Raw genomic sequence first — 23,323 nt, forward strand, 5'->3', positions numbered from 1 at the left:
CGCGGCTGACTGGCGGAATGCGCATCGTCCAGTTGGCCAACTTCTATGGTGAGCGCTCAGGTGGGCTGCGCACGGCCGTCGACCGCTGGGGAGCGGGCTACGTAGCCGCCGGTCACGAGGTCGTGCTCGTGGTCCCGGGACACGATTCGCGCGAGGAGCTGATGCCCTCCGGCGTCGTCAAGGTGTCGGTTCCGGCACCACGCATACCCTTCTTCGGCGGTTACCGACTGGCGTCGGCACGGCGTGTGGCCGGTGTGCTCGCGCATGTTCGACCGGATGCACTCGAGGTGTCGGACCGCTTGACGTTGCGCGGATTCGGAGCGTGGGCCCGACGTCGCGACATCCCGTCGGCGATGGTCTCCCACGAGCGCCTCGACAGACTACTCACGCTGATCATGCCGCGCCCCAGCGCACGTGCGCTGGCAGACAGAGCGAATGCCGCCACCGCACGCTCGTACGACGCAGTGGTGTGCACCACCGGGTTCGCTGCAGCAGAGTTCGAGCGCATCGGCGCCGAGAACGTCGTGTGCGCACCGCTCGGCGTCGACCTCGATCAATTCGCGCCCCATCACCTCAACCCGGAACTCAGCGCTCGGTGGGCAGACGGTTCGACGACGCTGCTCGCTCACTGTGGTCGGCTGTCGGTGGAGAAGCGCGCCGACCGGTCGATCGCCGCCGTCGGTCGACTTCATCGCGCCGGGCTTCCCGTGCACCTGGTGATCGCGGGAGACGGGCCGATGCGTGGCGCACTTCAGCACGCGGCGCGCGGGCTTCCGGTCACATTCCTCGGCCACCTGCGCAATCGCCACGACGTCGCCTGCATGCTTGCCAGCACCGACATCTCGTTCGCACCGGGACCGCACGAGACGTTCTGCCTGTCCGCACTGGAATCTCTCGCCTCGGGAACACCCGTCGTCGGATCGCGGTCGTCGGCGGTTGCGGGCATGGTCGACGATTCGTGCGGCGCACTCGCCGACAATTCGGGTGCGGGGTTCGCCGACGCCGTCGAGCGGGTTCTGTCGATTCCGCGCCCGACACGCGAGCGTGCCGCACGCGCCCGGGCATCTCAGTTCACCTGGGCCGGTTCGGTGTCACGAATGCTGTCGGTGCACGCCGGTCATTGAGCCGACGGTGCTGCCGGCGCTCACGCCAGCGCGGCGAGTGCGGGCACCAACTGCGCCAACGCTTTCCCGCGGTGGCTCAACGCGTCCTTCTCGGACGGAGAGAGTTCAGCGGCCGAGCGTCCGGCAGCATCTGCGTCGTCCGGCAGAAACAGTGGATCGTATCCGAAGCCGTTGCGACCCTGCGCTTCTCGGGCAAATCGACCGCGCCATTTGCCACGCACCACGGTCTGTTCACCGGACGGCAACACCAGCGCGCATGCGGAAACAAAAGCAGCACCGCGTCGTTCGTCAGGAGTGTCCGCGAGCTGCGCAAGCACCAACGCGTTGTTGGCTGCGTCGTCACCGTGCACACCACTCCATCGCGCAGACAACACCCCGGGCATCCCATTGAGCGCGTCGATCTCGATTCCGGAATCGTCTGCGAGACAGGGCAAACCAGTGGCGCGCGCGCCCGCGCGCGCTTTGATCAATGCATTGTCCTCGAAGGTCGCACCAGTCTCGGGCTCCTCGGGATACTCCGGCACGGCGTCGAGCCCGATCACCTCGAGACCGCTGAGGCCCGCGGCGTCGACCACCCGCTGCAGCTCCGCGAGTTTCTTGCGGTTGCGACTTGCGAGCAGTACCTGCGGCATCAGTCAGACCGACTCGGGAAGATCGCCGGGATACGGCAGCGCAAGGGCCTCGCGCTGTGCCTCGAAGAGCTTGTCGGTCCCGATCTCGGCCATGTCGAGCAACTTGTCGAGCGTCGCGCGCGGGAACGTCGCACCCTCACCGGTGCCCTGGACCTCGACGAGGGTGCCCGCATCCGTCGCGACGACGTTCATGTCGACCTCGGCACGCGAGTCCTCTTCGTAGGGGAGGTCGAGGCGCACCCGGCCGTCGACGACACCGACACTCACCGCAGCGATCATGCACGAGAGCGGCTGCGGATCCGACAGTCGTCCAGCGGCTTTGAGCCAGGTCACCGCATCGGCGAGCGCAACGTACGCGCCGGTGATCGACGCTGTGCGCGTGCCGCCGTCGGCCTGCAGCACGTCGCAGTCGAGTGCGACGGTGTTCTCGCCGAGCGCACCGAGGTCGATGCAGGCCCGCAGCGACCGCCCGATGAGCCTGCTGATCTCGTGGGTCCGCCCGCCGATCTTGCCCTTGACCGATTCGCGGCGCGACCGTTCATGGGTCGCTGCGGGCAGCATCGAGTACTCGGCGGTGAGCCAGCCAAGGCCCGAGCCGCGGCGCCAGGGCGGGACGCCCTCGGTGACACTCGCGGTGCACATCACCCTCGTCTGACCGAATTCGATCAGCACCGACCCTGCGGGATTGGATGTGAATCCGCGGGTGATGGTGATGGGACGCAGTTCGTCGTCGGCCCTGCCGTCAGCTCGTGTGGTCACGACGTCAACTGTAGAGATCAACCCGGAAGGTCGAACACCTGGCCCTGACGCACCAGTTCGACGGGCCCGGAGAAGGTGCTGCGCGCCTCCGCCAGGATCGCCTCGGCATCTGACCATGGCGCAACATGGGTGATCGCCAGCGATTTCGCGTTGGCCTTGGTAGCTGCCTCGCCCGCCTCGATACCCGACATGTGCAGGTGCGGTGGGCGTTCGCTCGGCGCATGCGTCCACGACGCCTCGCAGAGGAAGATGTCAGCGTCGGCGGCCAGATCGATCACGGCGTCGCATGGGCCTGTATCGCCGCTGTAGGCGACGACCTGCCCCTGCGGGCCGGTGAAACGCAAACCGAAGGTGGCGGGAGGGTGGTCGACCCGGATCGGGTCGATCGTGATCCCCCCGAGCGTGATCTCGATGTCGTCGGTCCACTCGTGAGTGTCGAAGGTGTCGCTGATGTCGTCGACCTGGCCGGCGAACTCACTCGACGCCGCGCCTATACGGAGCGCGGTTCCGGGTGGTCCGTACAGCGATGCCAATCCGGTCGCGGGCGTGGGCGCGTAGCGCCGCCACACGAGCATCGCGGGCAGGTCGAGGCAGTGGTCGGCATGCAGATGGCTCAGGACGACGTCGACGTCATTGGGATCGACGAGTCGCTGCAACTCCCCCATCACGCCCGGACCACAGTCGACGAGCACGGGCCGGTGACCGGGAAGTGTCAGCAGGTATCCCGAGCACGCCGCGCCGGGGCCGCCGACACTGCCCGAACACCCCAGGACAGTCAAACGCATAGGCACTACCTTGCCACGCGCGTGTAGCGCGCAGACCACATATGGGCCACAAGCACGACGCTGCGGGACGTGACCAGGCCCGGGCCGCGGAGATACGCCGTGTGTCAGACCGGGTCGACTGACCTGACGACCGGGCCGAGAAACCGTCTCGAGAGCTTCGCGAACATCTCCGGGTCGCCGGTCGCCTGAAAATGACGGACGGCTTCACGTCCGCTGTGCGGATGCAACAGGTCGCTTTCGGTCAGCACGCGGAACAGATCCTTGGCGGTCTCCTCGGCACTGGACACCAGCGTCACCTCGTCGCCCATCGCCAACTGGATCACGCCCGACAGCAGCGGATAGTGCGTGCAGCCGAGGACCACGGTGTCGACATCGGCTTCCTGGAGAGGTTCGAGATAGCCCTGTGCCAGGCCGAGGATCTGCCGTCCACTGGTGATGCCACGCTCGACGAAGTCGACGAAACGCGGGCAGGCGACCGCGGTGATCTGTGCGTCACGGGCAGCGGCGAACGAATCCTGGTAGGCGCGCGACGAAATGGTGGCCTCGGTGCCGAGTACGCCGATCCTGCCGGTCTTCGTGGCGACGACCGCTCGGCGCACCGCGGGGAGTACGACTTCGATCACCGGGATCGGCGCGTACCGCTCGCGCGCATCACGCAGGCAGGCCGCGGATGCGGTGTTGCAGGCGATCACGATCGCCTTGACCCCGCGCTCGGCGAGGTCGTCGCCGATTGCCAGGGCGTGATGCCGAATCTCGGGAATGGTCAACGGTCCATACGGCCCATTCGCGGTGTCGCCGATGTAGACGATGTCCTCGTCGGGCAGCTGATCGATGATCGCGCGCGCGACAGTGAGTCCCCCGACGCCGGAATCGAAGATTCCGATGGGCGCGTCGGCGCGTGTGTTGGTGACTATGAGCGCACCCCCGGTGTCGTCGGACCCCACGGCGACGCAGGATCCGCTGAGATTCTCCGTGATCGTCGACGATCCCGGTCGGCAAGGAACCACGCAGCCAACACCCCGCCGATCGCGCCGAACAGATGCCCCTGCCACGAGACCCCGAAGGTGCCCGGAAACACGCCCCAGAGCACCGAGCCGTACACGAGGAACAAGATCACGCCGATCGCGATCTGGGTGAGGTCTCGGTTGAACAGACCGCGCACGAGGAGATACGTCAGCCAGCCGAAGATGATGCCCGACGCCCCGACCGTCACAGAGTAGGGCGGTGCGAACAGCCACACGCCGAGCCCGGAGACGATCCATACGATCGCCGTGACGACGAGGAATCGCTTACTGAGCAACAGGATGAAACCGAGGACGATCAGCGGCACGAGATTGGCGAACAGGTGCTGCCAGTCCGCATGCAGAAAGGGCGCCCACAGGATCCCGTCGAGGCCGTCGATACGACGCGGCTCGATTCCCGCGCGATCGAGGTCGTAATGGGTAGCGGCGTCTATGGCCTCGATGATGAACAGCACCGCGACGATGCACGCCATCACGATCGCCGACCGCACCCACAGCGGTCGTGCTCCCCGAGTCCCTGGGGTCGTACTCGATGTCATCTCGTCCTTCTCCCGGGGGTCTCGACAAGCTCGGCCGTGCGTGCGGCTACGCCCAGAGCTGTCCCTCGAGCGCCTGCTCGGCGTCCTCAAGGCTACCGTCGTACGCCCCGGTGGACAGATACTTCCATCCCGCGTCCGGCACCACGACGCCGATGTCGGCACGTCTGCCTTCCTTGAGTGCCTTGCGCCCGATGCCGCGCGCCGCCTGCAGGATCGCGCCCGTCGACACTCCGGCAAAGATCCCCTCGCGGTCGATCAGTTCACGCACGCGAGCGACGGCGTCGCCACCCTGTACCGAGTAGCGGCGGGTCAGCACCGATTCGTCGTACAACTCGGGCACGAATCCCTCGTCGATGTTGCGCAGGCCGTACACCTCGTCGCCGTAGCGTGGTTCTGCCGCCACGATCTCGATGTCGGGATTCTGCTCACGGAGGTACCGCCCCACACCCATCAATGTTCCCGTGGTGCCGAGCCCTGCGACGAAGTGGGTGATCTCCGGGAGGTCGGCGAACAGTTCCGGGCCGGTGCCCTCGTAGTGCGCGCGCCAGTTGGCCTCGTTGCCGTACTGATAGAGCATCACCCACTCGGGGTGCTCCGCGGCGAGTTCTTTGGCCACACGTACCGCGGTGTTCGAGCCGCCCGCCGCAGGCGACGAGATCACCTCGGCCCCGTACATGCGCAGTAGTGATCGGCGTTCCTCCGAGGTGTTCTCGGGCATCACGCAGATCAGGTGGTAGCCCTTGAGCTTTGCGGCCATGGCCAGCGAAATGCCTGTGTTGCCGCTGGTCGGTTCCAGGATTGTCGAGCCCGGCCGCAGCAGCCCGTCGGCTTCGGCCTGCTCGATCATGCGCAACGCGGGCCGATCCTTGATCGATCCCGTCGGATTGCGGTCTTCCAGCTTCGCCCAGAGTCGCACGTGCGGGCCGTCGTCGGAGTCTTCCCAGCGGGGTGAGAGGCGCTGCAATCCGATCAGCGGTGTATTGCCCACCGACGAGATCAGCGACGTGTATCGCGCCACGACGTCCCTATCGTCCGAGGGGTGGCAGCGCACCGCCCGCGACAGCAGGCAGGATGGTGACCTCATCACCGTCGTCGATCGTGGTCTCGAGGCCGCCCGAGAAACGTACGTCCTCGTCGTTGACGTAGATGTTGACGAAGCGGTGCAGTGTTGCCGGTCCGTCGCCGTCGGCAGCGACAAGCCTCTCCTTGATGCCGGGGTTGGCGGCCTCGAGATCGTCGATGAGCTCCGACAACGTCGCGCCGGAACCTTCGACGCGCTTCTCGCCTCCGGTGTGCGTACGCAGGATCGTCGGGATGGACACGATGACCGTCATGGTGGTTTCAGCTCCTGATCTCGATGGGTTCTTCGGTGACCTCACCGTCGATGATGCGATAACTGCGGATCTCGGTGTCGTCGGCGTCGCGGGTGGATACCAGGACATAGTGGGCCTGAGGTTCGCTGGCGTACGACACGTCGGTGCGACTCGGGTAGGCCTGGGTCGCGGTGTGTGAGTGATAGACGACGACCGGCTCCTCGTCATTGCGGTCCATCTCGCGCCATACTTTGAGCTGCTCGGTGGAATCGAAGCGATAGAAGGTCGGCGAACGCTCGGCGTTGGTCATCGGGATGAAGCGCTCGGGATGGTCGGATCCCTCAGCACCCGCGATCACACCACACGCCTCGTCCGGGTGGTCGGCGCGCGCATGCGCGATCATCGCATCGACCAACTCCTGGCTGATCTGCAGCACTCGTCCTCGTTCTCCTCGTGATGGACTTCGGCGGCCATCGGTCACACCGCTCGCATCGCTGCGCACAACGCATGGGCAGGAGTGGGTATTCCGGTCGGCCGCCTGCGCGGGCGATGCCTACGAGATGCCCTCGATCGCGATGGCCGACGGCGCGAGATCGGCATATGCGGGCACCCCTGCCACCGACTCCGCGGCGAGAACTGCATTGACGATCGCGCGCTGTGTCACCGTGACCGCTACTCGACAGATGTCGGCGAGTACCGCGATATCCGGATTCATACCGGGCGGCACCAGGGGCGACGGGCCGACCGCGCGGGCCCCGGTCGCAACGGCGAAGACTGTGTCCCCGTCAAGCGGTGAGTGCACCGGGTGGATGGCGCGCGCGAGTCCGTCGTGCGCCGACATCGCGATTCGACGCACCGACGCCGCCGACAGCGCCGCGTCGGTGGCGACGACGCCGATGGTCGTATTGAGCACAGTCTGTTTGGCGGCCACCTGCGCGAGCCGCGCGACGTCTGACCCGTCCGGCCGAGCCAGACCGTGATAGGCCAGATCGGAATCGATTGCGCCCCAAGGAAGCCCGGTGGTGGGGTCGATCACCGAACCCACCGGATTGGCGACGATGAGCGCGCCAACGGTGATCCCGGCCGCTGCACCCGAATCGATCAGCAGCGACGCAGTCCCGACGCCGCCCTTGAGGCCTCCGGCACGCGCACCCGCTCCCGCGCCGACGCTCCCCTGCTCGACCTCGGTGCCCGCGGCGTCGAGCGCCGCGCGACCGAAGCCCGCGTCGGGCCGGTGGTGCCACGCACCCATCGGGAGGTCGAAGATGACTGCTCCCGGGACGATCGGTACGACTGCACCCTGGGCGTTCATCGGCAGTCCTACGCGAGACTCCTCGAGCCCGGCCATCACGCCGTCGGCGGCAGCGAGTCCGTACGCACTGCCGCCGGTCAGCACGATGGCATGCACCGTGGTGACGGTGTTCGACGGATCGAGCAGGTCGGTCTCTCGAGTTCCTGGACCGCCACCGCGTACGTCGACGGCAGCGGTGGGCGCGCCCGCCGCGCCCTCGGGTCGACTGACGGTGACGACGGTCGTCCCCGTTGCCCAGCCCGTCCCCGGCGGATCGTCGGGGCCGCCTGCCCCGAGTGTGGCGTCGGGGTCGATGACGTGGTGATGTCCGACGCCGATACCCGCCACGTCGGTGATGCGGTCGCCTTCAGGCGCCCGGGCGGTCATCACATCATCGCCTCGACGAGAAGTTCCTGGATGACGGTCAGCCAGTGGTAAACATCCAGATGCGCCGCGTGCGGGTGGTCGGCGGGTAGCTGGTCGGGTGTGTCCTCGGAGATTCCGAGCATCGCGCCCAGTGCGAGGCGTACATCGTTGAGCGCGGTCAGCCAGCTCAACGCCTCCTCATCGGTGAGCGAGACGTCGCCGCCGCCCTCGGGCAACGTCGCGAGCATCGTCGACGACGCCGCAAGTTTGGCACCAATGATTTTCGGCTCGTTCACGCTGCGCAACGCTGCGTTGAGTCGTCCGTTGACCGCGTCTGCGGTGAGTTCGGTGTCCTGGTCGGGGCGATGGAAATCGGGCAGCAACCGGCCGAGGGTCGCGTCGGTCGGGGCACTCGAGTGTCCCGTCCGGATACCCGTCAGCTCTGCGAGCTCGTCACGCGGTGCGCTCGCGTCGCGCTCGGTGAGCAACTCCGACATCGATACCACCATCGACGCGAGAAGCTCGGACTCATGTGCCTGGAGCGACGTGGTGTATCGCACCGAGTGGCCTCGGCCCCTACGTGTGAAGACGCGCACTATTTCTGCCCCGCCGCTCAGCTGTCGCGCTGCATAGTCGCCCACAAGCCCGCGGCATGCAGCTTGGTCACATCGGCTTCCATCTTGTCGCGTTCACCTGCGGAAACCACTGCTTTACCTTCGGTGTGGACCTGCATCATCAGCTGATTCGCCTTCGACTCCGAGTATCCGAAGACCTTTTGGAACACGAACGTCACATAGCGCATCAAATTGACCGGGTCGTCCCAGACGATGGTCACCCAGGGTCGATCGAACGCCGACGCGGAGTCGGCGACGGCCGGATCCACCACGGCCGTGCCACCGCTGTTGCCGCCGGATCCGGGAGTAGCCTCATGCGCACGAATATCGTCAGGCGCCATACAACCTAGGGTAAGGGATCGTGACCATCCGCAACACCGCCCTGCTGACCGACCAGTACGAGCTCACCATGGTCTCCGCCGCGCTGCGGAACCCCATCGCACACCGACAGTGTGTGTTCGAGGTGTTCGCTCGCCGCCTCCCCGACGGCCGCCGGTACGGAGTCGTCGCAGGCACCGCACGCATCCTCGATGCGTTGACGCAGTTCCGCTTCGGCGACGACGAGATCGCCGTCGTCGAACGCTTTCTCGATGAGGACACCGTCGAGTGGCTGCGCACCTTCGAGTTCAGCGGCGACATCGACGGCTACCGCGAGGGTGAGCTGTACTTCCCCAACTCGCCCATCCTCACCGTTCGCGGAACTTTCGCCGAGGCAGTGGTCCTCGAGACGCTGATCCTGTCGATCCTCAACCACGACAGTGCGATCGCCTCCGCGGCCGCACGCATGGTGAGCGCTGCGAGCAGGCGACCGATCATCGAGATGGGATCGCGTCGCACCCACGAGTGGGCTGCCGTGGCGAGCGCGCGGGCCGCCTATCTCGCGGGTGTCGCGGCCACCTCGAATCTCGAGGCCGCACGTACCTACGGAGTGCCCAGTGCGGGGACCGCGGCGCACTCGTTCACCCTCGCGTTCACAGAACCCGATGGGACCAACGAGAAAGCCGCGTTCGCCGCACAGATCGAGACACTCGGCGTCGGTACGACGCTGCTCGTCGACACCTTCGATATCACCCAGGGTGTGCGCAACGCCGTCGAGGTCGCAGGCCCCGAACTCGGAGCGGTCCGCATCGACTCCGGCGATCTGGGCGTGCTCGCGAGGCAGGTTCGCGAGCAGCTCGACGAGCTGGGTGCGCCGAACACGAAGATCGTGGTCTCGGGCGACCTCGACGAGTACGCGATCGCCTCGCTACGCGCCGAACCGGTCGACACCTACGGGGTCGGCACCTCCCTGGTCACCGGCAGCGGCGCTCCGACCGCCGGCATGGTCTACAAGCTCGTCGAGGTCGACGGCATCCCGGTGGCCAAGCGCGCCAGTCACAAGGAGTCCAAGGGCGGAGCGAAGAACGCGGTGCGTGTCGCACGCCCCACCGGCACCATCGTCGAGGAGATCCTCTACCGCGCGGGTACACCCACACCGGAGGTGCCCGGTCACGACGTCCGGCCGCTGCAGATACCGCTGGTCCGCGGTGGTCGTCGCGTCGACGACCTCCCGACGCTCGACGATGCGCGCGCGTTCCTCGCCGACGGCCTCGTCAGCCTGCCCTGGGAGGGACTCGGACTCTCCCACGGCGACCCCGCAGTACCGACCCGGTTCCAACTCGGCTGAGACCAGATCGGTGGCGCGCGAGCACCGGCAGCGCATCAGCAGGGAACCGATCCTCGCCCGCCCACGTCCAACCCACGACCCGACCGAGTAACGCAGCACGACCACGACCCGAGGAGTTCGGAATGTCCAGCCCCCACTTCGATGCCGACGTCAAGCCCGCACAGGCGCTCATCGTCGTCGACGTGCAGAACGATTTCTGCGAGGGCGGCGCGCTCGGCGTGAACGGCGGCACGGCGGTCGCACGGTCGCTCGCGTCGCTGACCGGCGAGTACGACATCGTCGTCGCGACGCGCGATTACCACATCGATCCCGGTGCGCACTTCTCCGACGATCCCGATTTCGTCGACACCTGGCCACCCCACTGCCGGGTCGGGACCGACGGCGTCGCATTCTCCCCCGAATTCGATACCTCTGCGGTCCAGGAGGTGTTCTCCAAGGGCGAGTACAGCGCTGCCTACTCCGGATTCGAGGGCGTCGCCGCCGACGGCACCACTCTGGCCGACTGGCTTCGTGCACACGACGTACGCAGCGTCGACGTCGTGGGCATCGCCACCGACCACTGCGTGCGGGCCACCGCTGTCGATGCCGCTACGCAGGGGTTCGACACCCGCGTTCTGCTGAACTTCACCGCTGCGGTGTCCGAACCCACGGCCGACGCCGCGCTGACCACGATGAGCAAGGCGGGCGTGACGCTCGTCGGCGATCTCGTCTATGGCGGACAGGCCGCGTCCTAGTGCCGGAGGCAGCAGCCGTAACCGGCATCCCACCGGTGACCGATCTTCTCGAGACCGCCGTGACCGCGCTCTCGGGCAAGCGTCGCGACGGGCAGGTCCGGATGGCCTCCGCGGTCGCCAACGCGATCGACACCGGCCAGCACCTCGCGGTGCAGGCGGGCACCGGCACGGGAAAATCCTTGGCCTACCTCGTACCTGCCATCAGGCATGCCGTCGAATCGGGCGACACCGTGGTGGTCTCCACCGCCACTATCGCGTTGCAGCGGCAGTTGGTCGAGCGCGATCTGCCCCGGCTCGCCAAGGCACTCGCGGCGGCACTCGGCCGCGAGCCGACCTTCGCAATTCTCAAGGGCCGCGGAAATTACTTGTGCCTCAACAAGATCCACGCGGGAACGGTCGAGGAGCCCGACACCGAACTGTTCGACGCCTTCGAGTTGTCCCGCACCGGCCGCGAGGTCACCCGGTTACGTGAGTGGGTCTCCGACACCGAGACGGGCGATCGCGACGATCTGAGCCCCGGCGTCGCCGATCGGTCGTGGCGCCAGGTCAGCGTCACCTCGCGTGAATGCCTCGGAGCGTCGAACTGCTCGTACGCGGACGACTGCTTCGCCGAACGCGCCAGACGGACGTCGGGGCAGGTCGACGTCGTGGTGACCAACCACGCGCTGCTCGCGATTGACGCGATGAGCCCGGCCAATGTCCTGCCCGACCACCGCGTCGTGATCGTCGACGAGGCACACGACCTCGTCGACCGGATCACATCGGTGTCCACAGCCGATCTCTCGGCGACATCGATCGCCGTCGCGGCGCGTCGCTGCGGGAAGCTGATCGATGAGGAGACGGTCGACGCACTCGTCGGCGCGGGCGAGCAACTCGGCGACATGCTCGACGACGCGCCCAAACGAGAGTGGACGGCCATGCCCGCGGACGCCTCGCTGGTTCTGGCGACGCTGCGCGATCGGTTGTGGCAGGCGCGCTCGGCCATCGGCCCGGCGCGCGGTCCCGGCGGAACCGATGACGGCCAGGGGGCCGCACGGTCTGCGGCCCTCACCTCGCTGGAGGAGCTCCACGACACCGCTGTCCGCATCCTCGGCGCGTTCGACGAACCCGATCCGTCGAAACGACGCGACGTCGTGTGGGTCGCCGAGGAACGCACGGGCCGATCCGAGGCATCGACGCGCACGGTACTGCACATCGCACCGCTGTCGGTGGGCGGGCTGCTACGCGCGACGCTGTTCACCGAATCGACGGTGATCCTCACCTCGGCGACGCTCACCATCGGTGGCTCCTTCGACGCGCTGGCCGCCACCTGGGGCCTGCCCGCAGCAGGACGCGGCACCGACACCCCGGCCGCCGACGACATCGCACTTGGTGACGCCCGCAACGACACACCGGCGCGCGACGTCACCGCGACGGGCAGCGCGGCGCCGTCGGACGGTTCGACGATGCGGTGGACAGGCCTCGACGCCGGCTCACCCTTCGACTACCCGCGCTCGGCGATCCTCTACGTCGCACGCCACCTGCCGCGGCCGGGACGTGATTCCATCGCACCGGCGACACTCGACGAACTCGCGGCACTCACCGAGGCCGCGGGCGGGCGCACACTGGGGCTGTTCTCGTCCATGCGTGCGGCCCGCGAGGCCAGCGAAGCGTTACGCGAGCGCAGCGACCTCCCCATTCTGTGCCAGGGCGACGACACGACCGCGGCGCTGGTCGCACGCTTCGCGGAGGACCCGCGCACCTGCCTGTTCGGCACGCTCTCGCTCTGGCAGGGTGTCGACGTCCCCGGCCCGTCACTCTCGTTGGTGATCATCGACCGCATTCCGTTCCCGCGGCCCGACGACCCGTTGCTCGGTGCACGCCAACGCGCGGTCACCGCGCGTGGCGGCAACGGGTTCTTGTCCGTGGCCGCCAATCACGCGGCACTCCTACTCGCTCAGGGCGCCGGACGACTGCTGCGCTCGGTCGACGATCGTGGCGTCGTGGCTGTTCTCGACTCGCGCCTGGCGACAGCCGGTTACGGCGGCTATCTGCTGGCCTCGATGCCGCCGTTCTGGCGCACCACCGACCGTGATGTCGTCCGCGCGGCACTCGGCAGACTCGCCGCCGTACCGCTACGGTGAATCTGACGCCCGGATCGGACCTCCCGACCCGACGACATCACTACAGTGAGATCAAGAGTGTGGGATCGATGAGGACTCCCGGCCGTACGCGTGGCCGCTGACGAGAGGGGGCCGAAGTGATCGGCCGGATGGGCATCGACGACATCCAACCATTGATCTCCGCAGGGCAGTTCCCTGCCAAATGCGTTGTCGGAGAGATGATCCCGATCAGCGCAACGGCATGGCGCGAGGGTCACGACGCGCTCGGGGTCACCCTGCACGTCGAGACCCCGTATCGCACCTCGTTCGACGTGCGGATGTCCGCGTCCACCGAGCCCGACGTCTACAACGCGGCCATCGTGCCCGACGCCGTCGGCTACTGGACCTTCCGCATCGAGGCGTGGAGCGACCCGTACTCGACGTGGCGCTCGGCCGTCACCAAGAAGATCGACGCCGGCCAGGGCGCAGAAGACCTCGCCAATGACCTCGAGATCGGGGCGCAGGTACTCACCCGAGGCGCGCAGCTCGTGGAGGGCGACGACCGCCAGTTGCTGCTCGACGCCGTCGAGTCGCTCCGCTCGCGGCGCAGGCGCGTCGAGAACCGCGTCGGGATGGCACTGTCGGACGAGGTCGCCGAACTGCTGGACGCATATCCGGTTCGCGAGCTGGTGACCAAGAGCCGCAACCTACGGATCTGGACCGATCGTCGCCGCGCGCTCTACGGCTCGTGGTATGAGATGTTCCCGCGCTCGACGGGCGGGTGGGACAACGACGGAAGACCTGTGCACGGTACCTTCCTCACCGCAGCCGCGGATCTCTCCCGCATCGCCGACATGGGGTTCGACGTCGTCTACCTCCCCCCGATCCACCCGATCGGTGAGGTCAACCGCAAGGGACCCAACAACACGCTGGTCGCGGCGCCCGACGACGTCGGTTCACCGTGGGCGATCGGATCCGCCGAGGGCGGGCACGACGCCATTCATCCACGGCTCGGCTCTCAGGACGACTTCGAGTACTTCCTCTCTCGCGCCGCAGAACTCGGGATGGAGGTCGCCCTCGACCTGGCGCTGCAGACCGCCCCCGACCACCCGTGGGCGAGCGAGCACCCGGACTGGTTCACCACGCTGCCAGACGGCACCATCGCCTACGCGGAGAATCCACCCAAGAAGTACCAGGACATCTACCCCCTCAACTTCGACAATGACCGCAATGGAATCTACCGCGCGGTACTCGAGATCGTCTTGGCGTGGAACAAGCTGGGCGTGAAGATCTTTCGGGTCGACAACCCTCACACCAAGCCGCCGAACTTCTGGGAATGGCTCATCACGGAGGTCAAGAAGCGCGACCGCGACGTCTTGTTCCTCGCCGAGGCCTTCACGCGGCCCGCGCGGCTCTACGGCCTTGCGCGCCTCGGCTTCAGCCAGTCGTACACCTACTTCACGTGGAAGACGGCGAAGTGGGAGCTCGAGGAGTTCGGCCGCGAGATCGCCGCACACGCCGACGACTCACGACCGAACCTGTTCGTCAACACGCCCGACATCCTGCACGAGAGCCTGCAGCACGGCGGACCGGGCATGTTCGCCCTGCGCGCGGCACTGGCAGCGACACTGTCGCCGACCTGGGGGGTGTACAGCGGCTATGAGCTCTACGAGCACGTCGCTGTGCGCGAGGGCAGCGAGGAGTACCTGAACTCGGAGAAGTACGAGCTGCGCCCGCGCGACTACAAGGGCGCAGCGAGCCGTGGCGAGTCGCTGGAACCGTGGATCACGTCGCTCAATGAGATCCGACGACGTCATCCCGCCCTACAACAGTTGCGCAACATCACCTTTCACCACCTCGACAATCCAGCCCTGATCGCCTACTCGAAGCTCGATCCCGTGTCGGGCGACCGCGTCGTCGTGGTGGTCAACATCAACCCGTTCGGCGCGGAGGAGTCGACGCTGTGGCTCGACATGCCTGCGCTCGGATTCGACTGGCAGGAGCGCTTCGTCGGCACAGACGAGGTCTCCGGCGAGGAATTCACCTGGGGCCAGGCCAATTACGTCCGGCTCGAACCGTGGCGGGCGGTCGCGCACATCGTGGCCCTGCCGCCCCTTGACCCCGACGCCGCCCGCCGACTCTCCTACCGAATCCAGTGAGTTCATCGTGACCAGCACAATGCCCGATCCTTTCGCCTCCGACCACGACCTCCGCCGTCTGATGTCGACGACGCATCCCGACCCACACTCTTTCCTCGGCGCGCACGACGCTCCCGGCGGCTACACGATCCTGCGGACGCTGCGTCCCGACGCCATCTCGGTGTCGGCGGTCATCGGCGGCGTCGACTATCCGATGCATCATCAGACCGACGATCTGTTCGTCGTGACCGTGCCGGTCGCCGATCTGATCGATTACCGCTATCGGGTCGTCTATCCCGACGGACAGGGAGGCACAAGGGAATTCATCGTCGCCGATGGGTATCGCTTTCTGCCGAGCATCGGCGAACTCGATCTGCACCTGTTCTCCGAGGGACGCCATGAGGAATTGTGGAAGGTCCTCGGTGCGCACATCGTCACCTACACCACGCCCGACGGTGAGGTGTCCGGTACGACGTTCTCGGTGTGGGCACCCAACGCGCACGGCGTCGTCGTGATCGGCGATTTCGACGGGTGGAGCGGACGCTCGGCACCCATGCGGTCGATGGGGCCGTCGGGAGTGTGGGAACTGTTCATACCCGACGTCGGCGAGGGCACGTTGTACAAGTTCCGTGTCCACGGTGCCGACGGCGCGATCCACGACAAGGCCGATCCGATGGCAAGGCGTACCGAGGTGCCGCCTGCCACTGCGTCGGTGGTGACCGACTCGCGATACACGTGGTCGGACGACGACTGGATCGAGCGCCGAACGGTGAGCGAACCCACCCGCGAACCGATGAGCGTGTACGAGGTACACCTCGCCTCGTGGCGCAAGGGGCTCGACTACCGCGAACTCGCTGAGCAACTCGGTGATTACGTGACGGAGAAGGGTTTCACCCACGTCGAGTTCCTACCTGTTGCCGAGCATCCGTTCGGCGGGTCGTGGGGTTATCAGGTGACGTCGTACTACGCGCCGACATCGCGCTTCGGCACGCCGGACGATTTCCGGTACCTTGTCGATCATCTGCATTCGCTGGGAATCGCCGTGCTGATCGATTGGGTACCCGCGCACTTCCCCAAGGACGAATGGGCTCTCGCGCGCTTCGACGGTACTCCCCTCTACGAGAACGCCGACCCGATGCGCGGCGAGCAACTCGATTGGGGCACATATGTATTCGACTTCGGGCGCCGCGAAGTGCGCAACTTCCTCGTCGCCAACGCGATCTACTGGATCGACGAGTTCCACGTCGACGGATTGCGCGTCGACGCGGTGGCCTCGATGCTCTACCTCGACTACTCCCGACCGACGGGCGGGTGGCGGCCGAACATCTACGGCGGGCGCGAGAACCTCGAGGCCGTCCAGTTCCTGCAGGAGACCAACGCCACGGTCCACAAGCTCTTTCCCGGCGCGGTGACCGTCGCCGAGGAGTCGACAGCGTGGCCCGGAGTCACGCGCATGACCGATCTCGGCGGCCTGGGGTTCAGCTTCAAATGGAACATGGGCTGGATGCACGACACCCTGGGTTACCTGGGTCGCGACCAGATCCACCGCAGTTTCCACCATCACGAGATCACGTTCTCACTGATGTACGCATGGAGCGAGAATTTCGTCCTGCCGCTCTCACACGACGAGGTGGTACACGGCAAGGGCACTCTGTTCAGTCGCATGCCGGGCGACTCGTGGACGAAAGCCGCAGGCGTACGGGTGTTTTTGGCGTATCAGTGGTCGCATCCGGGCAAGCAGCTGCTGTTCATGGGCCAGGAATTCGGCCAGACGGCCGAGTGGGCCGACAATCGCAGCCTCGACTGGTATCAGCTCCAGGGCTGGGAAGGTGAACTCCACCGCGGGATCTCGGCACTGACCACCGATCTCAACAGGATCTATCGGAACAGTCCCGCGCTCTTCAGCCAGGACACCGACTCCGCCGGCTACGAGTGGATCGACGCCAACGACACCGCCAACAACGTGATCAGCTTCCTCCGGTGGGGTTCGGACGGCTCGGTGATGGCGTGCCTGTTCAATTTCTCCGGAATCGACCGAAGCGACTATCGGGTCGGGCTCCCCCGCGGCGGCACGTGGACGGAGGTCCTCAACACCGACGCCGCCGCCTACAGCGGAGCGGGCAAGGGCAACCTCGGTGCGGTGACGGCCGACGGCCCCGGCTGGCACGGACGTGAGGTGTCGGCATCGGTCATGCTGCCCGCCAATTCGGCGATCTGGCTAGCGCCTGCCGACTGACCGGGCACCGGCGCGACTCCGCTCGGAGCCTCGAGCTCAGAACAGCGCTGCGGCCAGCTTCCGACGCGCGGACACGACGAACGGTTCAGCCGGATCGAAAAGCTCGAACAGCTCGAGAAGTCGTGTGCGGGCACGCGTACGGTCGTCGCCGGACGTCGCCTTGACCACGTCGATGATGCGCGCGAACGCAGCCTCGGGATCCTGCCCGAGCAGCAGGACATCTGCGGCAGCGAGTTGGGCGTCGACATCGGTCGGGGCCGCGTTCTCGACGATCGCGGGATCGTGTGCCTGCGCACGGAGCATGAAGTCGAGGTTTCGCACCAACGATGCGGCCTCGACGTTGTCGGGCTCGGCCTCGAGGATCGCCCGGTAATCGGCGAGCGCGCCGTCGAAATCGCCGGCGTTCATCTTGTCCTCGGCGGCGATCATGCGCGGATCATCGGCGGCTTCCTGCTCGGTATCGGCGCTCGGCGCGCCGGACAGGGCGCCGCCGACCTGGGCGAGGATCTGATCGATCCAGTCGGCTATCTCGGCCTCCGGCCGCGCACCGTTGAACGCGGCGACTGGCTGGCCGGCAGCAAGCGCCACGACCGTCGGGATCGACTGCACACCGAATGCCTGCGCGATCTGCGGGTTGGCGTCGACGTCGATCTTGGCGAGCACCCACGATCCGCCCGAGGCATTCGCGAGTTTCTCCAGCACCGGTGACAGCTGCTTACACGGCCCGCACCACTCGGCCCACAGGTCGACAAGGACTAGCTGCCGGGTGGACCTGGCAAGGACTTCGGTCTCGAAGGTCGCGTCGGTGACGTCGATGACGCTCGGCCCCGCCGGAGGGCTACCGTCGGGAGAGTGCGCAGACGGTGTCGTTTGCTGCCGCACCTGCGTTCGTTGCGCGTCGGCGCGCTCCTTGAGTGCCGAGAGATCGACCGCGCCGGACATGGCGACGGTCGCTGCGGCTTGCTGACGTGCTGCTGCCGCAGCCTGAGCGCGTGCGGCATTTCCCTGGGGCCTTGGGGTCGGTCGTGTCACCCTTCCAGTGTGTCACGTGTGTCCCGACGGCTCACCGCTCGTGCGGCGGGACGCACGACCGGTGCCGCCACCAACGCGAACAGCAGAGCTCCGATGACGGGGGTCAGGCCGATGGACACCCCTGAGTGACCGGCAATGAATCCGACGATTGCCGGTCCCGACAGCATCCCGAGGTAGCCGCAGCCCACGACGGCCGAGATTGCACGTCCGCTCGACGACGTCGTGAGATTGCCTGCGGCAGTGAAGATCTGCGGGATCAGTCCGGCAAGCCCCACCCCGAACACAGTCCAGCCGACGATCGCGGTGACAGGCTCCGGGGCGAGGATCGCCACGGTGATCCCGACCATGCCGAGCGCGGAACCGGTCCGCACCACCCAGACCGGGCCGAGTCTGCCTGCAAGCGGGTCGATACCGAAGCGAGCGATCGTCATCGCCGCACTGAACGCACCGAAGGCCACCGCACCGACGGCATCACGGGTGTCGAAACCTTCGACGATCTGCAGCGCGCTCCAGTCATAGGCGGTCCCCTCGGCCAGCATGAGCACGAACGCCACGGCCGCGAGGATCACCAGGCGGCGCACATCCAGCCCGTGCCACCACCGTTCCCGCGGGGCTTGTTCGTCACCTACATCGGGGTCGCTCGACGCCGAGCCCGTTTCCCCCGACGCGCCGACGACTCTCGTGTCATCCGGCGCGACGAGCCCGCGCGCGGCCACCGCGACCACCACCAGCCCCACGAGCACCGACACGCCGACCGTCGCAACGACGCCGACCCCCGCCCACAGCGTCGCGGCGACGACAAGCGATCCGGCGAGTCCGCCGAGCGAGAAGAATCCGTGAAACGACGACATGATGGGCCGGCGATAGGCGCGTTCCACGGCGACGGCCTGTGCATTCATCGAGACATCGAGGCTGCCGTTGACGAATCCGAAGACCGCGAGGGCCGCCGCGAGCGCAGTGGTGCTCGACGCCAGCGCGGGTCCGAGCATGACCGGACACAGCAGGGTCGCTGCGACCACCGTCGTGAAACGCGAACCGAATCGGTCCAAAGCATGCCCGCTGACCTGCATGCCCACGAATGCCGCGCCCCCGAGCAGGAGTAGGAGTCCGCCGAGTTGTTCGTGCGAGGTAGACGTGTGAGCGGTGATGACGGGGATGTGGGCAACCCACAGTGCGGCGAGAAAACCATTGAGGAAGAAGATCACCGAGACCGCACCGCGTGCGCGGTGCATGCGGGATGGTCGAGCACCGACATCAGCCCGATCAGGACAGATGTCGCATCACCCGATCGACCTTGCCGGTCAGTTCATCGGTGTGACCGGGACGGATGTCGGCCTTGATCACCAGCCCGACGCGCGGGGCGAGCTCACCGACCGCGTCGGCGGCACGTTTGATGACGCCCATCACCGCATCCCAGTCACCCTCGACGTAGGTGAACATCGCCGTGGTCTGGTACGGCAGACCCGATTCGCGCACGACCCGAACCGCTTCCGCGACGGCCGCGCTCATGCCACCGTCATCGTCGACTGCCTCTCCACCCGACGGGGTGACACTGAACGCGGCAATCATGCGGGCTCCTCTGCGCGACGGGTGCGGGATCGGGCGAGCGGTGTCTCAGACCGCGTAATGGATCAGGCCGCGTACTGGGGAGCGGAATCGGACTCGCCGACCGTCGACAACTCGGCCAGGTGACCATTGCGGCGAGCCCACCACTCGAAGACCAGTGAGCCGAAGGGCGGAAGGCTGGACACCAGGGCCAGCGCGGTCACCGACAGGCTCCACCGTAGCGAGATCGCAGTGACGATCGAGATGACCACGAAGAGAACGAATACGATCCCGTGCGTCATGCCGGGAATCGCGACGGCCTCGGTGTGACCGAGAACCCATTTGAAGAACATCGCCACCAGCAGCGCGGCCCAGGTGATCGCTTCCAGCACAGCGACGAACCGGAATCGCTTGGCCGGCGTGGACAGATCGAAGAATCGCCTCATGTCAGCCATTGTGCCTGACCCGGACGCCTACTACGACATTGCGTAGTAGGCATCCGTGATCGCGACTGTCTCAGGCCTTGGGCACGCGGATGATGAGCGCATCGCCCTGGCCACCCGCACCGCAGAGCGCGGCGGCACCCACGCCCCCACCCCGACGCTGCAGTTCCAGCGCGAGATGCAGTGCGATGCGCGCGCCCGAGGTACCGATCGGGTGACCGATGGCGATGGCGCCACCGTTGACGTTGACGATGTCGGGGTTGATGCCGAGGGCCTTGGTCGAGGCCAGCCCAACCGCCGCGAACGCCTCGTTGATCTCGACGAGGTCGAGGTCGGTCGGCGCGATTCCGGCACGCGCACAAGCCTTCTCGATGGCGTTGGCCGGCTGGAGCTGGAGCGAGGAGTCGGGTCCCGCAACCACACCGTGCGGGCCGATCTCGGCGAGCGGGGTCAGGCCGAGTTCTGCAGCCTTCGCCTTGCTCATCACGACCACCGCTGCGCCGCCGTCGGAGATCTGCGACGAGTTGCCCGCGGTGATGGTGCCGTCCTTGCGGAACGCCGGGCGCAGCTTGGAGAGCGTCTCGACGGTGGTGTCGGCACGAATACCCTCGTCCTCGGAGAACTCGATGGGGTCGCCCTTGCGCTGCGGGATACTCACCGGCACGACCTCGTCGGCGAAGAGGCCGTTCTTCCATGCCGTCGCTGCGAGCTGATGGCTCCGCGCAGCAAACTCGTCCTGCTTGGCACGGGAGAACCCGTCTTTGTCGTTGCCCTGCTCGGTCAACGCGCCCATCGGCTGATCGGTGAACGCGTCGAAGAGTCCGTCGAACGCCGTGTGGTCGACCAGTTCGGTGTTGCCGTACTTGAAGCCGCTGCGGCTGCCCGGCAGCAGATGCGGAGCCTGGGTCATCGACTCCTGACCGCCCGCGACGACACACTCGAACTCACCCGCGCGGATGAGCTGGTCGGCCAGTGCGATCGAGTCGATGCCCGACAGGCACATCTTGTTGATCGTCAACGCCGGGACATCCCAGCCGATACCGGCCTTCACCGCGGTCTGGCGGGCAGGCATCTGGCCGGCGCCCGCGGTCAGCACCTGACCCATGATCACGTAGTCGACGGCCGACGCCGGGACGCCGCCGCGTTCGAGCGCGGCCTTGATGGCGATCGCACCGAGATCGACACCGCTGAAATCCTTGAGCGAGCCGAGGAGCCGGCCGAACGGCGTGCGCGCGCCTGCGACAATGACCGACGTCGCCTGATCTGATGCCGGGGACATGGAAGACCTCCAAGTACTGGGACAGCGACCAACCGAGCGGTCGCTCTGTTCGTATGACCTCTTAAACGTTACCTTTATCCCATGACGACCTCACCATCCGTGCCCCCCGTCGAATCCGCCGGAACCACCGGACCCCGCGGAGCCACCGCCCTCATCTCCGACCTCGTGGTCGCCATCGACCATGTCGGCATCGCGGTCCCCGACCTCGACGCTGCGAAGCAGTGGTATGCCGATCACCTGGGATTCGTCACCCTCCATCAAGAACGCAACGACGAGCAGGGAGTCGAGGAGGCCATGGTCGGCCCTGCTGACGCGGGAACCGGCGCGGTCATACAGCTTCTCGCGCCGGCGTCCGAGTCGTCGACGATTGCCAAGTTCCTCGACCGAAACGGTCCCGGGCTTCAGCAGCTCGCGGTCAGGGTGACCGATGTCGACGCGGTGACCGAACGCCTCACCAGCGCGGGCGTTCGTGTGCTGTATCCCCAGCCACGACGCGGAACTGCCGACTCGCGCATCAACTTCGTCCATCCCAAGGACGCGGGCGGGGTTCTTCTCGAATTGGTCGAACCGGCCGCCGAGCAGAGCTCTACGGCGCACTGATCCGCACTCCCGCACACCAGGTGTGCGTACCCGGTGTGACACAGCGCCTCCACAGCACGGCCGACTAGACTGTCGAACCATGTCGAGCCAGGCTCCGAGGCAGCAACTCCCGTTCGCCGTCGTCATGCGCGGATACGATCGCGAGCAGGTCGCAGAGCGATTCCGACGCATCGACGCCGACATGCGCGTCCTGGCCGCCGACCGCGACGCCGCGACCGCCAACGCCCAGGAGCTCGCCGCGCATCTACACGAGGCGCGCGCGACGATCGAGGAGCTCCGGCGCGAGGTCGACGCGCTCTCGGTGCCACCCACGACCGCTCAGGGCATGAGCGAGCGCCTGAGTCGCATGTTGCAACTCGCATCCGACGAGGCGTCGGAGATGCGCGCAGAAGCCAGCGCCGAGGCCGCGGAGACGGTGTCGGTGGCACGCCAGGAGGCTGCCGATCTCGCACAGACGTCGCGGGCCGATGCCGACCGGATCGTGTCCGAGGCTCAGGCGAAGGCCGAGTCGATCGTCGCCGACGCGGAGGAGAAGGCAGCGAGCATCGTCGCTGAGGCCGAACGCCACGCCACCGACCTGCGTACCGATGCCGAGGCCATTCACGCCAAGGCCAAGGCCGATGCCGCCGAATCCGACCGACTGTGCACGGAGCGTGCCGCCGCCATGGAGTCCGAGCACACAGCGACGATGAGTGCCGCCCGTACGCAGGCGTCGCAACTGCTCGACAAGGCACACGCAGACGCCGACGAGTTGGCACGACAGAGCAAGCAGGCACGCACCGAGGAACGCCAACGCCACGACCAGCAACTCGCGGAAGAAAGGCGTCAGGCACTCGCCGAGGCGAAGCAGATCCGCGACACCGCGCGCGACATCGCCGTCGAACGACTCGCGAGTTCGCGCATGCTGTCGGCGAAGGCCGACGACGCTCGCACCCAGGTACTCGAGGAGTTCGAGGAGATCCGAAAGAAGCTCACCGAGATCCAGAACGAATTCGGGACCTTCCCGGAGACCCTGCGTCCGGCCGAGGACATCGACTACACCTCGATGTCGGATACCGACGACGCCGAGTTGCTCAATCGGGTGCTGTCCGAGCGCGCCCGCTTCACCACCGGCGACTGACTGC

At 66.8% G+C, this 23,323-nt stretch carries 24 protein-coding genes; 8 read left to right on the plus strand and 16 right to left on the minus strand.

Features of this window, described 5'->3' with window-relative positions; all coding sequences use genetic code 11:
• Positions 1-17: 17 nt before the first annotated feature.
• Positions 18-1,124 carry a glycosyltransferase gene (locus GOACH_RS17830; protein WP_005177764.1) on the plus strand — a complete coding sequence of 369 codons (1,107 nt, stop codon included), beginning with the start codon at positions 18-20 and terminating at the stop codon, positions 1,122-1,124.
• A 20-nt stretch (positions 1,125-1,144) separates the two neighbouring features.
• Here the strand turns inward: GOACH_RS17830 and rdgB are convergent, their stop codons facing one another.
• From rdgB to clpS, 11 genes are all read right to left on the minus strand, one after another.
• Complete coding sequence (gene rdgB, locus GOACH_RS17835) at positions 1,145-1,756, minus strand: RdgB/HAM1 family non-canonical purine NTP pyrophosphatase (RefSeq protein WP_005177766.1); 612 nt, start codon at positions 1,754-1,756, stop codon at positions 1,145-1,147.
• 3 nt (positions 1,757-1,759) lie between these two features.
• Entirely contained in the window at positions 1,760-2,515 is a 756-nt protein-coding gene (gene rph / locus GOACH_RS17840; protein WP_040519069.1) for a ribonuclease PH, read from the minus strand.
• A gap of 17 nt (positions 2,516-2,532) precedes the next feature.
• On the minus strand, positions 2,533-3,300 hold the full coding sequence (locus GOACH_RS17845; protein ID WP_005177771.1) for a cyclic nucleotide-degrading phosphodiesterase: 768 nt from the start codon (positions 3,298-3,300) through the stop codon (positions 2,533-2,535).
• 104 nt (positions 3,301-3,404) lie between these two features.
• Positions 3,405-4,244, minus strand: a complete 840-nt coding sequence (murI, locus tag GOACH_RS17850; protein WP_005177775.1) for a glutamate racemase — start codon at positions 4,242-4,244, stop codon at positions 3,405-3,407.
• Positions 4,211-4,861 (minus strand): rhomboid family intramembrane serine protease, encoded by a 651-nt coding sequence (locus GOACH_RS17855; protein WP_040519070.1) that lies wholly within the window; start codon positions 4,859-4,861, stop codon positions 4,211-4,213. Before GOACH_RS17855 ends, murI begins: the two co-directional genes overlap by 34 nt.
• Before the next feature lie 46 nt (positions 4,862-4,907).
• Positions 4,908-5,879, minus strand: coding sequence for a PLP-dependent cysteine synthase family protein (locus GOACH_RS17860; RefSeq protein ID WP_005177779.1), 972 nt, complete (start codon positions 5,877-5,879; stop codon positions 4,908-4,910).
• Between the two features lie 7 nt (positions 5,880-5,886).
• Positions 5,887-6,195: a MoaD/ThiS family protein gene (locus GOACH_RS17865; RefSeq protein ID WP_005177781.1), complete on the minus strand. Its 309-nt coding sequence runs from the start codon at positions 6,193-6,195 to the stop codon at positions 5,887-5,889.
• 7 nt (positions 6,196-6,202) lie between these two features.
• On the minus strand, positions 6,203-6,610 hold the full coding sequence (locus GOACH_RS17870) for a M67 family metallopeptidase (RefSeq protein ID WP_005177783.1): 408 nt from the start codon (positions 6,608-6,610) through the stop codon (positions 6,203-6,205).
• Between the two features lie 117 nt (positions 6,611-6,727).
• The gene (locus GOACH_RS17875) at positions 6,728-7,852 is read right to left on the minus strand and encodes a P1 family peptidase (protein ID WP_005177785.1); all 1,125 of its coding nucleotides are present in this window, start codon (positions 7,850-7,852) and stop codon (positions 6,728-6,730) included.
• Positions 7,852-8,427, minus strand: a complete 576-nt coding sequence (aosR, locus tag GOACH_RS17880; protein ID WP_040519071.1) for an oxidative stress transcriptional regulator AosR — start codon at positions 8,425-8,427, stop codon at positions 7,852-7,854. Before aosR ends, GOACH_RS17875 begins: the two co-directional genes overlap by 1 nt.
• 17 nt (positions 8,428-8,444) lie before the next feature.
• Positions 8,445-8,786, minus strand: coding sequence for an ATP-dependent Clp protease adapter ClpS (gene clpS, locus GOACH_RS17885; RefSeq protein WP_005177792.1), 342 nt, complete (start codon positions 8,784-8,786; stop codon positions 8,445-8,447).
• A gap of 20 nt (positions 8,787-8,806) precedes the next feature.
• On the opposite strand from clpS, the gene GOACH_RS17890 reads away from it, so the two are divergent.
• The 5 genes from GOACH_RS17890 (at position 8,807) to glgB (ending at position 17,300) form a co-directional block, all read left to right on the plus strand.
• On the plus strand, positions 8,807-10,111 hold the full coding sequence (locus tag GOACH_RS17890; RefSeq protein WP_005177796.1) for a nicotinate phosphoribosyltransferase: 1,305 nt from the start codon (positions 8,807-8,809) through the stop codon (positions 10,109-10,111).
• Positions 10,112-10,233: 122 nt separating this feature from the next.
• The gene (locus GOACH_RS17895) at positions 10,234-10,845 is read left to right on the plus strand and encodes an isochorismatase family protein (RefSeq protein ID WP_005177798.1); all 612 of its coding nucleotides are present in this window, start codon (positions 10,234-10,236) and stop codon (positions 10,843-10,845) included.
• Positions 10,845-12,968, plus strand: a complete 2,124-nt coding sequence (locus tag GOACH_RS17900; RefSeq protein WP_005177802.1) for an ATP-dependent DNA helicase — start codon at positions 10,845-10,847, stop codon at positions 12,966-12,968. The genes GOACH_RS17895 and GOACH_RS17900 overlap by 1 nt, the downstream gene beginning before the upstream one ends.
• A 116-nt stretch (positions 12,969-13,084) precedes the next feature.
• Positions 13,085-15,085: a maltotransferase domain-containing protein gene (locus tag GOACH_RS17905; protein WP_005177806.1), complete on the plus strand. Its 2,001-nt coding sequence runs from the start codon at positions 13,085-13,087 to the stop codon at positions 15,083-15,085.
• 7 nt (positions 15,086-15,092) lie between these two features.
• Positions 15,093-17,300 carry a 1,4-alpha-glucan branching protein GlgB gene (gene glgB / locus GOACH_RS17910; protein WP_005177809.1) on the plus strand — a complete coding sequence of 736 codons (2,208 nt, stop codon included), beginning with the start codon at positions 15,093-15,095 and terminating at the stop codon, positions 17,298-17,300.
• A 36-nt stretch (positions 17,301-17,336) separates the two neighbouring features.
• On the opposite strand, the gene trxA is transcribed toward glgB, so the two are convergent.
• The 5 genes from trxA to GOACH_RS17935 all read right to left on the minus strand — a co-directional run bounded on the left by trxA (position 17,337) and on the right by GOACH_RS17935 (position 21,599).
• Entirely contained in the window at positions 17,337-18,242 is a 906-nt protein-coding gene (trxA, locus tag GOACH_RS17915; RefSeq protein ID WP_005177811.1) for a thioredoxin, read from the minus strand.
• Between the two features lie 86 nt (positions 18,243-18,328).
• Positions 18,329-19,564, minus strand: a complete 1,236-nt coding sequence (locus GOACH_RS17920; RefSeq protein ID WP_005177815.1) for an MFS transporter — start codon at positions 19,562-19,564, stop codon at positions 18,329-18,331.
• A 31-nt stretch (positions 19,565-19,595) separates the two neighbouring features.
• A complete protein-coding gene (locus GOACH_RS17925) occupies positions 19,596-19,901 on the minus strand; it encodes a thiamine-binding protein (protein ID WP_005177816.1) in 306 nt (101 codons plus the stop codon).
• A gap of 62 nt (positions 19,902-19,963) precedes the next feature.
• On the minus strand, positions 19,964-20,332 hold the full coding sequence (locus GOACH_RS17930; protein WP_005177819.1) for a DUF3817 domain-containing protein: 369 nt from the start codon (positions 20,330-20,332) through the stop codon (positions 19,964-19,966).
• Positions 20,333-20,393: 61 nt separating this feature from the next.
• Positions 20,394-21,599: an acetyl-CoA C-acetyltransferase gene (locus GOACH_RS17935; RefSeq protein ID WP_005177821.1), complete on the minus strand. Its 1,206-nt coding sequence runs from the start codon at positions 21,597-21,599 to the stop codon at positions 20,394-20,396.
• A gap of 81 nt (positions 21,600-21,680) precedes the next feature.
• Between GOACH_RS17935 and mce the strand changes: the two genes are divergently transcribed.
• Together mce and GOACH_RS17945 are read left to right on the plus strand one after the other, a co-directional pair.
• The gene (gene mce, locus GOACH_RS17940; RefSeq protein ID WP_040519072.1) at positions 21,681-22,199 is read left to right on the plus strand and encodes a methylmalonyl-CoA epimerase; all 519 of its coding nucleotides are present in this window, start codon (positions 21,681-21,683) and stop codon (positions 22,197-22,199) included.
• 79 nt (positions 22,200-22,278) lie between these two features.
• A complete protein-coding gene (locus tag GOACH_RS17945; RefSeq protein WP_005177832.1) occupies positions 22,279-23,319 on the plus strand; it encodes a coiled-coil domain-containing protein in 1,041 nt (346 codons plus the stop codon).
• The last annotated feature ends 4 nt before the right edge of the window (positions 23,320-23,323 follow it).

Origin of the sequence: Gordonia aichiensis NBRC 108223 (assembly GCF_000332975.1) — a bacterium.
Classification (GTDB): domain Bacteria; phylum Actinomycetota; class Actinomycetes; order Mycobacteriales; family Mycobacteriaceae; genus Gordonia; species Gordonia aichiensis.